The 15,799-nt window shown below is 40.8% G+C and carries 12 protein-coding genes; 10 read left to right on the forward strand and 2 right to left on the reverse strand.

The features are described from left to right. The 8 genes from AC1DRQ_RS02300 to AC1DRQ_RS02335 all read left to right on the forward strand — a co-directional run. Positions 1-1,821, forward strand: a 1,821-nt coding sequence (locus AC1DRQ_RS02300; protein WP_477422009.1) for a SusC/RagA family TonB-linked outer membrane protein, incomplete at its 5' end; no start/stop codon positions are given. 21 nt (positions 1,822-1,842) lie between these two features. Continuing rightward, positions 1,843-3,480, forward strand: a complete 1,638-nt coding sequence (locus tag AC1DRQ_RS02305; RefSeq protein ID WP_477422010.1) for a RagB/SusD family nutrient uptake outer membrane protein — start codon at positions 1,843-1,845, stop codon at positions 3,478-3,480. 132 nt (positions 3,481-3,612) lie between these two features. After that, positions 3,613-5,598: a glycoside hydrolase family 127 protein gene (locus AC1DRQ_RS02310; protein WP_477422011.1), complete on the forward strand. Its 1,986-nt coding sequence runs from the start codon at positions 3,613-3,615 to the stop codon at positions 5,596-5,598. A gap of 142 nt (positions 5,599-5,740) precedes the next feature. Continuing rightward, entirely contained in the window at positions 5,741-5,971 is a 231-nt protein-coding gene (locus AC1DRQ_RS02315) for a hypothetical protein (RefSeq protein ID WP_429393496.1), read from the forward strand. A gap of 188 nt (positions 5,972-6,159) precedes the next feature. After that, positions 6,160-6,720: a TetR/AcrR family transcriptional regulator gene (locus AC1DRQ_RS02320; protein ID WP_429393493.1), complete on the forward strand. Its 561-nt coding sequence runs from the start codon at positions 6,160-6,162 to the stop codon at positions 6,718-6,720. Positions 6,721-6,835: 115 nt separating this feature from the next. Next, complete coding sequence (locus AC1DRQ_RS02325) at positions 6,836-7,714, forward strand: alpha/beta fold hydrolase (protein ID WP_429393490.1); 879 nt, start codon at positions 6,836-6,838, stop codon at positions 7,712-7,714. Positions 7,715-7,823: 109 nt separating this feature from the next. Next, on the forward strand, positions 7,824-8,231 hold the full coding sequence (locus AC1DRQ_RS02330; protein ID WP_477422012.1) for a nucleoside deaminase: 408 nt from the start codon (positions 7,824-7,826) through the stop codon (positions 8,229-8,231). A gap of 167 nt (positions 8,232-8,398) precedes the next feature. Beyond that, positions 8,399-8,602 (forward strand): glyceraldehyde 3-phosphate dehydrogenase NAD-binding domain-containing protein, encoded by a 204-nt coding sequence (locus AC1DRQ_RS02335; RefSeq protein ID WP_477422013.1) that lies wholly within the window; start codon positions 8,399-8,401, stop codon positions 8,600-8,602. 127 nt (positions 8,603-8,729) lie between these two features. Here AC1DRQ_RS02335 and AC1DRQ_RS02340 read toward each other — a convergent pair whose 3' ends face one another. Both AC1DRQ_RS02340 and AC1DRQ_RS02345 read right to left on the reverse strand, forming a co-directional pair. Continuing rightward, positions 8,730-9,647, reverse strand: a complete 918-nt coding sequence (locus AC1DRQ_RS02340; protein ID WP_429393482.1) for an NADP-dependent oxidoreductase — start codon at positions 9,645-9,647, stop codon at positions 8,730-8,732. Between the two features lie 214 nt (positions 9,648-9,861). Then, the gene (locus AC1DRQ_RS02345) at positions 9,862-10,086 is read right to left on the reverse strand and encodes a carboxymuconolactone decarboxylase family protein (RefSeq protein ID WP_429393480.1); all 225 of its coding nucleotides are present in this window, start codon (positions 10,084-10,086) and stop codon (positions 9,862-9,864) included. A gap of 702 nt (positions 10,087-10,788) precedes the next feature. On the opposite strand from AC1DRQ_RS02345, the gene AC1DRQ_RS02350 reads away from it, so the two are divergent. Next, positions 10,789-14,913, forward strand: a complete 4,125-nt coding sequence (locus tag AC1DRQ_RS02350; RefSeq protein ID WP_477422014.1) for a two-component regulator propeller domain-containing protein — start codon at positions 10,789-10,791, stop codon at positions 14,911-14,913. Between the two features lie 158 nt (positions 14,914-15,071). Continuing rightward, on the forward strand, positions 15,072-15,794 hold the full coding sequence (locus AC1DRQ_RS02355; RefSeq protein WP_477422015.1) for an SDR family NAD(P)-dependent oxidoreductase: 723 nt from the start codon (positions 15,072-15,074) through the stop codon (positions 15,792-15,794). The last annotated feature ends 5 nt before the right edge of the window (positions 15,795-15,799 follow it).

A 15,799-nucleotide genomic window follows, 5' to 3' on the forward strand; every position in this document is an offset into this window, starting at 1 on the left:
CGTAATGCCAATGGCGATTTTTACGAACAAACGGGGAATTTTGATTACGAAAATCCACTGGCGCTTTTGTATGAAAGTGATGGAGAATCAAAAAACGTAAACTCCCGTATGAATGGTACCATTACTTACAAGCCTATTAGCGATTTAAAGTTATCTGCACTTTTTTCTTACTCCAGGTTTAATGGAAATAGCGGATATGCAGAAACTAAAAAACACATTTCTACTATTAAAAATGGCTTAAATGGTTTTGCATCCGTAAGTTCTAACCTGTCTATCGACCGGTTGACAGAATGGACAGCAGAGTATTCCAAATCAGTAAATGACCACCATTTTTCACTTTTAGCAGGATATGGTTATCAGGAAAATGTTTCTTCAAATACATACGCTGATAATCAGGATTTTCCTACTGATATTTTTGGTTATAATAACATCGGATTAGGCGAAGGGATAAAAAATCAGCTGGCCAATCTCAGCAGCGGTAAATCAGAGACAAACCTGATCAGCTTTTTTGGAAGGTTAAATTATAGCTATAAAGATAAATATCTGCTAATGGCGAGTTTAAGGCGCGAAGGAGCCAGTCAGTTGTATGGAGCAAATAATCCCTGGGGTAGTTTTTGGGCGGTTTCGGGAGGTTGGAGAATTACCAACGAAAACTTCATGAAAGACCAGGAATTGTTTGATGATATCAAATTGCGGGCAGGTTACGGTATAACCGGAAATCCGCCATTAGCCGGTTTCTTAAGTCAGCCATTAATAAATTATGGCGATTATGTGTATTCAAATGGCAAATGGACAAGGATTCTGGTTCCTGCCACAAATGCCAACCCTTTTATCCGGTGGGAAGAAAAAGCGGAGACCAATCTTGGAGTTGATTTTAGCTTATTAAAAGGCAGGATAAGTGGTAGCGTTGATGTTTATAAGCGTCAGATTAAAGGTTTACTTTATAACTACTCGGTGCCAAGTCCTCCAAATTTATACCCCAGTACAACAGCCAATGTGGGTAAAATGGAGAATAAAGGGATAGAGGTAATGTTGAATTTTGTTCCTGTAAAATCAAGGAACTTTGTATGGAATACAAGCTTTAATTTCTCAACCAATACCAACAAACTGGTTAGTTTATCAAACGAGTTATACCAAACTACTACTCCCTACTTCACTACAGGATTTGCCGGCATACCGGTTCAAACCTTTACCAATATTGTAACGATAGGCAAGGGTATTGGCGATTTTTACGGCTATAAAGTAATTGACATCGATGCAAATGGTAAATGGATATATGAAGGCAGGGATGGCAAGCCTGTTAAGTATGATGATTTTGCGCATAGCTTTGAAGACAAAAAAGTGATTGGTAACGGTCTGCCCAAATTTTACGCGGGCTGGAACAATAGTTTTTCTTATAAAAGCTTTGATTTAAGTGTTACCATGAGAGGGGCATTTGGTTATCAGATCATCAACTCTCAAAGAATGTATATGGAGAACCCTGCTATTCAAAACTACAATATTTTAAAATCTGCTTATAACCCTGTTTTTGGAAAAACTGCATTGAAAGTAAATGCATTGGAGTTTAACAGCTATTATGTAGAAAATGGTGATTTCTGGAAAGTAGACAACATTACTTTTGGTTACAATTTCAATAAGATAAAAACCGGTTATCTAAAAGGCGCACGCATCTACGTGTCAACTTTAAACACCTTCACTATTACTAAATACAAGGGTTTGGACCCGGAAGTAAACAGGCTTGGCTTAAGTCCGGGTATGGATGATCGTGATAAGTATCCTACTACCCGTTCATTTACTTTAGGAGTGAATTTGAATTTTTAACAATTGAAAAGAAATCAGACAATGAAAAAGTCAAAAAAAATATACTTAGTTATTGCAGTGTTTGTTTCTGTAATAACAATATCAGCTTGTACCAAATTAAAAGATACACCATATACGGCTATTATATCCACCAAATTTAATCCAACCCAGGATGACCTGGCTGCATTGGTGGGAGCAGGGTATTCTCAATGGCGTTTTATATTGCTTGACTGGAATGGTCTGTGGCGGGCGCAGGAAGTAACAGGAGATCAGCTGGTTATACCTAAACGGCCCTGGGGGTGGTTTGATGATGGCGTTTACCAAAGGCTGCACAAACACACCTGGACCACCGATGATGACGTGGTTAATCAAACCTGGTCCAGAACGTATGCAGGCATTACAAACTGTAACAGGATCATTTATCAGATAGAATCGGGCCTTATCCCGATCACCGCAGGGAAAGAAGCAACCCTGGCCGAATTGAAAGTGCTGCGGGCCTCATACTACGCAATCCTGTGCGATTTTTATGGTAATGTTCCCATTGTAACAAAGTTTGATTTGCCTGCCGGCTTTTTGCCGAAACAAAATACCCGCACCGAAGTATATGACTTTATTGTTAAGGAACTTACAGACAATATACCCTTATTAAGTGCCGAAAATAATGTGGCTACTTACGGAAAGTTTAATAAGTGGGCAGCCTATACACTACTTGCCAAAATGCATCTGAACGCAGGTGTTTACACCGGAACACCTAAATGGGCTGAATGTATTGCTGCCTGCGATGCTGTTATAAACTCAGGAGCAGGGTATGTATTGGAACCTGCCCAGAAAAATGTATTTGTAACAGAAAACCAAAATTCAAAGGAGATCATTTTTGCAATACCTATGGATGAGGATTATACCAACAACTGGAATGCTTTTGATCTTCACATGCAAACATTGCAGCAGGAAAACCAGGCTACCTATAATCTTAAAAATACACCCTGGGGTGGTATCTGTGCAATCCCTCAGTTTATAAGCACGTTTGATCAAAGCGATGCACGGTACCAGAATAACTGGATAAAAGGTCAGCAATATACTTCGGCTGGTCAGATGCTCTATGTTGCTCAGGGCGATTTTACAGGCAAACCACTAAGCTTTGTTAATGAACTGCCCGGACTTGAAAAAGGAGAATCTATACATGGTTTTCGCCTGGGTAAATTTGAAATAAAAATGGGCGCCACCAACAGGTTAAGTAATGACTATCCTGTTTTTCGCTATGCAGACGTATTGATGATGAAGGCTGAATGCCTATTACGTACCGGGAAGGCAGATGCCGCCGCCGTTATAGTTACCCAGGTTAGGCAACGCGATTTTGCATCAAATCCTGCTAAAGCTACTGTTACCGGAGCGCAGCTACAACAAGGTAGTTCATATGTGTATGGCCTTCAGGATAATGTAAATAACCAGCATACTACTGAAGGTGGTGCCGATATTCAATATGGCAGGTTTTTAGATGAGCTGGGCTGGGAGTTTGATCAGGAAGGCCACAGGCGCACCGATATGATCAGGTTTGGAGCATTCACTAAAAAATCATGGTTGTCTCATGCCGCAACTAATAATATAAACAGAATATTGTTCCCCATACCAAGAACACAAATAGAAAAAAATGCTAACCTGAAGCAAAACACAGGCTATTAATAGAATAAATAAAGTCAGTAACAGAGTATAGGACAACACATCCGTTGTCCTATACTCTTTAGTAGAGAAGAAATCGAGCGCGGTTTTAAAATAAACTTAATAAGTAATAAGCTGATATAAGATGTTCGTAAAATGAGAAAGTTAATAATTGCATTTTTAATGTATGGGAGTGGGGCTGCTGCGCAGGTAAAGGACTATCCCATTAAACCGGTAACTTTTACACAGGTAAAACTGGATGATCATTTCTGGTTACCGCGTATCGAAACCAACCGTACCGTAACCATTCCTGCATCGTTTGCCCGTTGTGAAAACACAGGCCGGGTTAAAAATTTTGAAATGGCAGCTGCCAGGAGCGGAAAGTTTTGTACCAAATTCCCTTTTGATGATACCGATATTTATAAAACTATAGAAGGGGCATCATATTCAATGGCTGTACATCCCGATGTTAAGTTGGATAAGTATGTAGATTCGCTGATAACCGTAGTTGGGAAAGCCCAGGAGCCCGACGGCTATCTTTATACCGCTCGTACCATTGATCCACTACATCCGCACCCCTGGTCGGGCCCGGAGCGGTGGGTAAAAGAAAATGAGCTAAGCCACGAGCTATATAATTCCGGACACATGTTTGAGGCCGCAAGCGCGCATTTTATGGCCACGGGAAAGCGTAATTTCCTGGATATAGCATTAAGAAATGCAGATCTGCTAATCAAAACGTTTGGTCCGGGGAAAAGGCATGTTGCCCCCGGGCATGAAATTGTCGAAATGGGCCTTGTGCGCCTATACCGGATCACCGGGAAAAAAGACTATTTGGATCTGGCTAAATTTTTTATTGATGAAAGGGGCAGGAGGGAGTATGATAAGAGTGGTACAGATGAATGGAAAAATGGTATGTACTGGCAGGATGATAAACCGGTTGTGGATCAGACTGAAGCCGAAGGACATGCCGTACGAGCTATGTATTTGTATGCCGGAATGGCTGATGTTGCTGCTTTAACCGGCGATAAACAATATATTGAAGCTATTGACAAGATCTGGAACAACATGGCAAGCAAGAAAATTTATGTGCAGGGCGGAATTGGGGCTGTACCCGGAGGCGAACGTTTTGGTGCCGATTATGAATTACCAAACGCCACAGCTTATAACGAAACCTGTGCATCTATAGGTGAGGTTTTTTGGAACCAGCGTATGTTTTTGTTACATGGCGATTCCAGGTATATTGATCTGCTGGAAAAAGTGTTGTATAATGGATTAATCTCAGGTGTGGGTTTAGACGGGAAATCATTTTTTTATACCAATGCCATGCAGGTAACAAGCGGGTTCACGCATCCTGCTTTAGAACCCGGCAGATCAGGATGGTTTGAGTGTTCCTGCTGCCCAACCAATATGGTGAGGTTTCTGCCGTCTTTACTAGGGTATATATATGCTCAAAAGGATAATAATGTTTTTGTTAATCTCTTTATTGCCGGGAATGCCAATCTTCTTGTAAATGATAAAAAGGTCAATATCACACAGCATAACAATTATCCCTGGAAAGGTTTGTTATCATTTGCTGTTGAACCCGCATCACCCGCTGTTTTCGCCCTGCGGATCCGCATACCGGGATGGATACGTTCAGAAGCTATCCCTTCAGACTTGTATGCTTTTGAAAATAAATCATCGGCAAAGATCAATATCAAACTCAATGGTCAACCGGTTAAATATCATATGGAAAACGGTTATGCTGTTATCAATAGGGAATGGAAAAAGGGTGATGAGCTGCAGTTGGATCTTCCGATGGAGGTTAAAAAGGTTATCGCTCATAAAGCTTTAAATGATAACAAGGATAAAATAGCCTTACAACGTGGTCCAATAATATACTGTTCCGAATGGAAAGATAATGAAGGTAGTTTAAGTAACCTGATCATTCCCAAAAATACCGTTTTCAAGCCTCAGAACAAGGCTGGTTTATTAAATGGGGTCACGGTTTTACAAGGCGAGGTTATGAGAAAAGATAGTTTAGGCGTAAAAAAAGTAATGCTTACCGCAATACCTTATTATTCATGGGCAAACAGGGGAAAGGGCGAAATGATGATTTGGTTCCCGCAGGATGTTAGTGCAAAGCGCACAGGTACAAACTAAAAAAGCAGATGTTCGCCATATCGCTTGCGCAGGCGGTACGCAATAGCATTGAAAGCCCGGTTGTTTCAACAACCGGGCTTTATTTACATCCATCAATAATTATTTCCCTGGAGATGTCAAAATTTCTACGCCCAAAGGCGGGATGAGCATTGGGATGGAATTTCCGGCTTATGTAGATGCCTGGGAATTACACAGGCGGGCACTGAAGGAAGGTATTGGCATTACCTCCGGTCAAATATTTTCGGCCACCAATCAATTCAATAATTATATCAGGTTAAATTACTGCCCCATTTGGAACACGCGTGTTGATAAGCATTTAGAAAAACTGGCATTGCTGATCATCAATTACCAGGCATATAACATCAATTCCTGAATTGGCCTCTATCCGGATCCGGAAATTGATTTTATGGTAGATGCAATAGCAATGCCTTTGCCGAACAAGCATCTGTGGTATTATTTAACTTTTATATGGCACTTTTCGTTGTTAATGCTATAATTAATTTTATTTTACCGAACGTTCAGTATATTTGATTCATAATTCAAAAAAAACAATTTTAAAATATGCGTACTCAAAAAGTTGACCCTGAAAATGTAGACCTGAAGCTGTTTAAAACCTTTAGCGAACTTGGTTATGATGGCGCATCAATGGAATTGCTGGCCCAGGCAACAGGATTAAAGAAAGCCAGTTTATACCACCGTTTTCCAAATGGAAAAAAGGAAATGGCACAACACGTTCTGAGCATTGTTGAGGAATGGATACTTCAAAATATTGTTTCGGTATCGGCAAATAAAAAACTAAAACCCGAAACCCGGCTCAAAAAAGTTATTACCTCTATTGATGAATTGTATAATGGAGGAGCAAATAATTGCCTGCTCAGAACATTAACTATAGGTACAGATGCCGAAGCATTTAAAGAAAAAGTGAACAGTTGCTTTAACCTGCTGGCAGATGGTTTTACAGATATTGGCATTGACCTCGGCTTATCGTCAAAAGTCGCGGGGCAACAGGCAAAACTTATTAATCTCCTTATCCAGGGTTCACTTGTACTGGCCGGAGTTACCGGCGATAAAAATTATTTTAAAAACTGCCTGACCAAAATACCCGCCTTATTAACTGCATAATTTAATCTGATACCAACAATTGTAGTATTAATCAGAGAAAAGGAGTTTTGAATCTTATTATTTACCGAACGTTCGGTAAATAAATTACCAACTGAAATAAATAAATTAAAACAACATGAAAAATCAAACACAACATCACTTCATTAAGATCAATGGAGTGAACATTTTTTACCGTGAAGCAGGTCCTAAAGATGCACCTGTATTAGTGTTACTGCATGGCTACCCAAGTTCATCGCACATGTACAGAAACCTTATTAATGACCTATCAGACAAGTACCATTTAATTGCCCCTGACTATCCGGGATATGGCAGAAGCGAACAACCCGCCATCGCTGATTTTGCTTATACCTTTGAAAACTATTCTGTAATAGTACAAGAACTATTAAACCAGCTTAATATTAAAAAATACAGTTTATACCTCATGGATTACGGCGCACCGGTTGGATGGCGCATTGCATCTAACCACCCTGAAAGAATTGAGACCCTGATTGTTCAGAATGGCTGTGCCTATGATGAAGGCCTGGAAGCTTTCTGGGATCCGATCAAGGCTTATTGGGCCGACAGAAACAACAAAGAAGCAGAAACCGCATTAAGAGGGTTTCATGATGCCAATGGCTTGAAATGGCAATATACCCATGGCGTACCTGATGAAAGTGTGATTAGCCCTGATAACTGGGAAATTGACCTGCGTCACCTGGAAAGACCCGAAAACGGACAAATTCAGCTTGACTTGTTTTATGATTATCGTACCAATGTGCCTTTGTATCCAAAATGGCAGGAATACTTCCGTACTTATAACCCGGAGATGCTGATCGTGTATGGTAAAAATGATTATATATTCCCGGTTGCCGGCGCTGAAGCTTATAAAAAAGATATCAAAAACCTCGAATATCATTTATACGATGCCGGCCACTTTGCTTTGGAAAGTAACGTTAATGAAATAGCTGCCACCATAAGGCAGTTCCTTGATAAAAAAACAGGAGCTCAAAAATAATATCACCATAAAGCATACCATTGATCAGTAAACATCAATGGTATGTTTTTACCATTATTGATAACTTTAATAAAAACATTTTAAGCTTAAACATCACCAAGCATAAGCTATGGACATAGTAACTCATAAAACATACATGGATCGCTGCTTTAAATTGGCTGCAATTGCAACATCACAGGGAGAAAGCGAAGTGGGCAGCATTATTGTACTTAACGGTGAAATTATAGGAGAAGGGTATGAAAAAGGTCGTCAGCTTAAAGACGTTACCCGCCATGCCGAAGTCGTTGCCGTTTTAGATGCTATACAAAAGCACGGAACATGCGAGGGAGCAATATTATATTCAAATGCAGAACCCTGCATACTCTGTTCCTACGTTATCAGACATTATAAAATTGCCTCGGTAGTGTTTAGTAAATATTGCGGGGAGCTGGGTGGAACCAATGAAAAATTCAATATTCTGACAACCAATGTAATCAAGAGTTGGGGAGTTGCACCTACTGTTCATGTTTATCTATAAAAACCACCATTATTCCTTTAAAAACTACCATACGATACTATGTATGGCTTGTAACTTTGCTGTCATGACCGGGTAATTTGTGCTTCTAATAACCACCTTTTGGAAACCATTAAAACACATTCCCTGTTACTAAATTCAATACAAGGTGAAAAACATAAAAAACAATTATGAAAAAATTAGCAATCAACGGCTTCGGAAGAATCGGCAGGGCCTCGATCAAAATAGCCCTGGAAAGCCCAGAATTAGATGTAATAGCTATTAACGACCTCATGCATATTGAAAATGCAGCCTACCTGTTAAAATTTGACAGTGTATACGGCCGCTATAATAATACGGTAGAGGTTGAGGGTGATGACGCCCTATATTTATAAAGACGCTAACGGTTTTAGCGGCTTAATGCGGGGAATCTTCCTTCCACTGCAACTCATCGGTGGCCTTGTTTGTGCCTGGATGTGGGTGAAGAAGGGGAGGCCATGACCGCTCGACCTCCCCGGGTCCTTACGGGCGAACGCGGACAATCGTCTTACCCTTGACCCGATTAGTCGAGTTATATTCAGCGACCGCGTCGTCGAGCGTAACGATGTTGCTTATATTCGCCCTCAGGCGGCCTTCACGGAACCTCCGCGCAATTTCACTCAATTGGGCGCGATCGGCTTCAACGACAAAATCGATAGTCAGAACTCCGGCTGGCTGCGCCTCGATCGGGCCGGCAACGGTTACAAAGGTTCCTCCGGCGCGAATCACGCCCAAAGATCGCATCGCGATGTCGCCGCCGAGGACATCAAAAACCAGATCTACCTGATCGATATCTTCTAATGTATCATTATCAAGGTCGACGAACTCATTTGCGCCGAAACGGAGCGCCGCTTCACGGTGCGCGGCGCGTCCGGTGCCAATGACATACGCACCGGCCTCACGTGCGAGCTGGACAGCCATCGAACCAACTATACCAGCCGCCCCATGTACGAGGACTCTTTGCCCCGACTGAAGGCGGCCATGCAGAAACAGCCCCTGCCAGGCAGTCAGACCCGGCATCACGAGCGCAGAGCCATCATTGAAATCAATATCATCCGGCAGCGGTGCAAGGTTTCGCGCCTCAATGGACACGTACTCTGCCAGGGAGCCATTGCGATACCAATCCTGAAGGCCGAACACCCGTTGCCCTACTGACAACCCTGTCGTGCCATAGCCAAGCACTGTTACCACTCCGGCCATTTCGTGGCCGGGGATCGACGGCGTGCGGTCACGATCAGCACGATCGGTCCAGGTCGACGGCCACGACAGCTCGTCCCCGGTAATACTGCCTGCATAAACCTGAACGATGACATCGTTTATCGCTGCCGGCGGCTCAGGCAACTCTACCAGTTTCATTCCGGCTAATCCGGCATCCTGGTCTGTTACAACAATTGCTTTCATAATACACCTCCTTTTTTGCTCATCAGCAAATACCCACTTGATGAAGTGATATTGCCGTATGCTATTGTTTTCATTTTTTTAGTTTTTAGCGTTAATACTTATCATTACACTTTCCGGGAAAACACTCCTGAAATAACAGAAGGTCGGAAATCTTGTTTTCAGCGTGTCAAACCTCCAGGCACCTTCAGAGAAGGTCGATTCGACCCGACAACGGTCAGATCGAGCCAGCCGGCGTAACGGCGGGAAAGTCCTTCTCAGGATCGAACACATTATTGAAAAAATTCGTAAGGGTATACATCGCCACCAGCGCGATGATCTCCATGACGTTGGCATCCGTGAAGCCGGCATCGCGGACCATTGTCACATCGGCGTCCCGCTTCGGATCGCTGGCATGGCCCTTTCGGGCGAGAATGATTTCATCGGCCGGCAGCTTGGCCATATGCTCGGCCGTAAGCTGTGAACCGTCAGGCAGTAGTTGCAGCCATTCCCTTCGGAAACAGCAAGGCCGATGCTGTCACTGGTCTTCACGTCGAGCGCCTTACTCAAGGAGCCGAACAGGGTCACCCATGTGTTGAACGCGATCGGGCTCTGCGCGAAGGTCGCCATCATATTTGGGCTAAACCCGATAGTTGATACCTGCGATTGCGACGTATTTCCATTACTATCCCGGGCCACTATTTTCCAGTAATAGGTTGTTTTTGATGTTGCTGATAATGATGTAGTTGTTACTTTCAGACCATTTAAAACATCCTTCAACCCATTCGCTAACTCTTCTGAGAGCATAATTTGCTACACTTAGCGCCTGGCCCTGCCGGTTGGATGGGCAGTACTAAAATTGATAAAGTCACAAATGGGCCATCGCAATATTAAATATTATATGAAACTATTTCCCATAAACACCGTATGAATAAAAACAAGAACTAACTTTAAAATAAAGTTTTTGGTAGTTTGGAATTATTATAAATGTTAAAAGGCGGTTTGATTGATATAAGTTCTGCTCCGGTAGAAATTATTAAGATTAGATTCCTGAGGCCAAACTAATAGGCTCCGCAAATACGCGTATTATTTAGCCGCTGTAATACTTGTTTTGATTTAAAACATCAGCGGATTAGATATACCATAATAGTATTAACACAATAAAATGAGGCCAATATTTCTTTTTATCCCGTGTTTATACCTGCTTTTTCCCGGATTATCTTATTCGCAAATGCACGCTCTTAAATTTAAACAGCTTAGTACAAACGAAGGTCTTTCCCAAAGCCATGTAGGAACCATTATTAAAGACAGTCGTGGCTTTATGTGGTTTGGAACCGAAGATGGCCTTAATAAGTATGACGGTTATAAATTTACTCATTATAAACACGACCAGAATAATAAAGCAACTATTATTGATAATTATGTATTAGCTATAATGGAAGACGGTTCCCATAATTTATGGATCGGAACCGAAAGCGGGCTTGACAGATTTGACCGGGCGACAAATACATTTATCCACTATTCCAATCATTTAACTTTTGCCGTCAGGTCTATCTTTTTAGATAGTAAAAAAAGGATCTGGCTGGGCACCAGTAAGGGCTTATATCTATTTAATGCTACAAATGGTTCATTTAAAAAATTTACACATACAGATAAAAACGGTTTAATTAACGACTTTATTTACCAGGTTACTGAGGATAATAATGGCTGGCTATGGATAGGAACCGATGATGGACTTTATCAATTTAATCCCCAAAATGGTAAGTTTATTCGTTATGTTCACGATCCGGCAAACAATAACAGTATTGGCGCCAGCTGGATAAAAGCGGTATATAAAGATAGCAAGGGCAATATTTGGGTAGGTACACATGGAGGCGGGCTGGCACTATATAACAGCAGAAGTGATTCATTTATAAATTTTAAACATAACCCCAATAACAGCAATAGTATTTGCCATAATGATATTCTTTCGATACTGGAAAGCGGCGACGGAAAGCTGTGGATAGGGACCGAAAATGGCGGCATAAGTGTGCTCGATTATCCGGCCAATAAGTTTATTTGCTACAAATTTGATCCAAATGACCATTACAGTCTTAGCAGTAACTCTGTTTATTGTTTATATAAGGATGACACAGGAAATACCTGGATAGGCACTTATTCGGGCGGTGTTAATTTTGTGCCGGAGTTTGGCAATAAATTCAGTTCCTATAGTCAAAACCCAAACAATCCCAATAGTTTAAGCAACAATAATGTGCTGGCCATCTCCAGCGATGACACTGATGAAAATATTTGGATTGGCACCGATGGGGGTGGGCTGAATTTATTTAACCGGAAGAAAAAAACCTTTATTCATTACCTGCATAATGCTAATAATAGTAATACGATAAGCAATAATCATGTAATGGCGATAGTATCAATAAATAAAAATATTATCGGTATTGGCTACCACATTGGTGGCTTTGACCTGTTTGATAAAAAAAAGGGAACTTTTATACATCACATGCCCCAGGCAAATAATCCACGCAGCCTTTCCCTTTCAGATATCAACAATATGTATAAAGACCATGACGGCAATATATGGTTAGGTACCTGGAAAGGCGGACTTAATTATTATAACGTAAAAACCGGTCTCTTTACACGATACAGGAACAACCCACGGAATAATAACAGCATAAGCAGCGATATTGTTACTACCGTATTCCAGGATAAACAGGGCAATATATGGATAGGCACTGATAATGGCCTGGATATATTAAATCCTAAAACAGGCCGTTTTACGCATTACAGGCACGATGAGGGAAATAAACACAGTTTATCAAACAACACTATCGAGTCGGTTACCGAGACGGATGACGGTGATATATGGATAGGTACAAACGGAGGCGGACTTAACCTGTTTAACAAGCGCAGCCAAACATTTACAATATACACCGAAAGGGAGGGTTTGCCTAATAACGTGATCTATACGATTTTGAAAGATCGTAAAGGCAACTTCTGGTTAAGCACCAACAAAGGGATTTCCCGGTTTAATCCCAAAACTAAACTCATCAGAAACTATGGTATTTCTGACGGGTTGCAGGGAGATGAATTTAAAGGCCACTCCTGTTTTCAAACTGCAGATGGGCAAATGTTTTTTGGCGGCGTAAACGGATTTAGCACTTTTTATCCCGATAGTTTAAAAGATAATGACTTTATTCCTCCTGTTTATATAACAGGGCTACAGATTTTTAACAAGCAGGTAACCACCGCCGATAAAAACTCCCCGCTTCAAAAAGATATCAGCGAAACAAGTTACATAAACCTTTCCTATAAACACACGGTACTTACATTTGAGTTTGCAGCCCTGAATTATACCATTTCCGAAAAAAACCAGTATGCTTATAAGCTGGAAGGCTTTGATAAAGACTGGAACTATGTGGGTAATAAGCGAACTGCTACGTACACAAATCTGGACCCCGGACAATATACATTCAGGGTAAAGGCATCTAATAACGATGGCAAATGGAATAAAAATGGCACATTTATCACCGTTTATATTAAACCACCTTTTTGGCTTACCTGGTGGTTTAAATTGACTGCAGCATTAATTTTCATTGGAGTAGGGCCTGCATTTTACCTCATCCGCACACGTTCCATATTGAAACAAAAGGCCGAGCTTGAACGCCAGGTTGAAGAGCGCACCGAACAGCTGGCCCGGGCGATCGAAGTTGAAAAAAAATCGGCTCTTGAAGCAGAGGAGGCTAACAGGGCTAAAAGTATATTTTTGGCAACCATGAGCCACGAGATCCGGACGCCGATGAATGGAGTGATCGGGATGGCCTCTTTACTTGCCGAAACTCCCTTGGATGAAGAACAGCGGACTTTTACCGAATCTATACAAACCTGTGGCGAAGACCTGCTGGCGGTGATTAACGATATTTTAGATTTTTCTAAAATAGAATCGGGTAATATGGAGTTGGAGGAAAAGGATTTTAGCCTGCGTACCTGTATTGAAGAAGTTTTTGATGTTTTTGCTTTAAAAGCCGCCCACTTAAAGCTTGACCTGGTTTACCAGATTGACTATGATGTACCGGCGCAAATTATTGGCGATAGTTTAAGACTTCGTCAGATCCTGATCAATTTAATAAGTAACGCTATCAAGTTCACCAAAAAAGGTGAAATTTATGTGGCGGTACACTTACTCAGCACTTCAGAGGATAACCAGATTGAATTAAGCTTTGAGATAAAGGATACCGGTATCGGCATTTCTGCCGATAAGCTGAACAGGTTATTTAAAGCTTTTTCGCAGGTTGATTCGTCAACCACCCGTCAATACGGCGGCACGGGCCTTGGCCTGGTTATAAGCGAACAACTGGTGAAGTTAATGGGCGGTAAAATTAGTGTAGAAAGTGAAATTGGTAAAGGAAGTACATTCCGGTTTTCTATTCACTCGCAAAAAAGTTTACTGCAAGACCCAATACAAATAAACCATCATATGAATGGTTTTGAAAAAAGTGAAATTTTGATTGTTGATGATAATGATACCAATTGCAGAATTTTAAAAGGTCAGCTGGAGCAGTGGAAGCTAAGCCCGGTAGTAGCCAATTCAGGTGAAAAGGCCCTTGATATATTGTCGCAACAATTTGATTTTAAGCTTGTTATTGCCGACATGCAAATGCCGTTTATGGATGGAATTGAACTGGCAACCTTAATACGCGCTAAATACCCCGAATTACCCATAATGCTTTTGAGCTCCATCGGCTATATTTTCCATAAAGATAATCCCGATCTTTTTTGCGCTATATTAACCAAACCTGCAAAACAAGATAATTTATATAAACACATTTTAAAAGAACTTGGCAGGCGCATAAATTCTACCATTCATGAGCCGCTGCACGCCGATATTACAAAACATAAACTACCTGATAATTTTGCAAAAAGGTACCCATTGAATATTTTGGTTGGTGAAGACAACCAGATGAACCAAAAACTAATTATGAAGATTTTGAGTAAATTAGGATATGAAGCCGATTTGGCAGCAGACGGACTGGAGGTACTGGATTTTGTTAATAAAAAAACATTCGACATTATTTTAATGGATGTACAAATGTCCAAAATGGATGGCCTGGAAGCTACACAAATAATAAAAAAACGATTCCCGACCCGCCCCTTTATTATAGCGATGACAGCCAATGCCCTTCAAACCGACTTACAAATTTGTATGGATGCAGGTATGGACGATTATATAAGCAAGCCATTTAAATTGGATGACCTGGTTAACAAGCTGGAAAAATGGGCACGGAAGAATTAATACATCTGGTTGATAAGCCTTGAACCAGTATAAAAGCAAGCATAATAAGTAACACTAATCAACAACTTTTCGTATACGTGTTTCTTTGACTAAGCCAGTATACATTTGCTTTCAATAATTTAATTACTATATTGATGGACTATTTTTTTATATGATAAATGACAGATAAAAAGATATTGATAACTGGTGCAAGCAGAGGCCTTGGTTTAGCGATATCGAAAAAATTATCAACAGAATACCAGTTAATTCTTCATGCTTCACGTGTCGGGAGCTTTGCAGAGGTTATACCCAATAGTCAGATCTTATGCGCAGATTTTTCTGATCCGGAACAATTGGTTAACTTTTGTAAACAGTTAAAAAAAGAGCATGGAGATTCGTTATATGCTATAATAAATAATGCCGGGGTTACTTTTGATAACTCGTTAATTTATCAACCCGAAAAGTCAATAGACGTTATGCTTAATGTTAATTTAAAAGCGCCTATCATGATTTGCAAAACAGCGATGAAAATTTTTAGTTTAAGTAAGCGTGGCGTTATTATAAATATAAGTTCGGTAGTGGCAGAAACAGGTAATGCATTCCAATCGGTATATTCAGCTACTAAAGCCGGACTGGTTGCGCTATCTAAATCATTGGCGCAAGAAGCCGCTGCACTTAACGAAGATCATCATATTCGGGTGCTTAGCGTTTCACCAGGCTTTATTGAAACCGATATGACTAATAATTTACCTGAAATTCAAAAAGAAAAATATTTGAAAATGATCCCATCAAAGAGATTTGGAAAGGTGGAAGATGTTGCAGAGATGATAGCCTATTTATTATCTGATCAGGCTTCTTATATCAACGGGACAAATATTCATATAAATGGAGGTTTAGTTTGATGGAC

Source organism: Mucilaginibacter sp. P4_E8, from assembly GCF_056401495.1.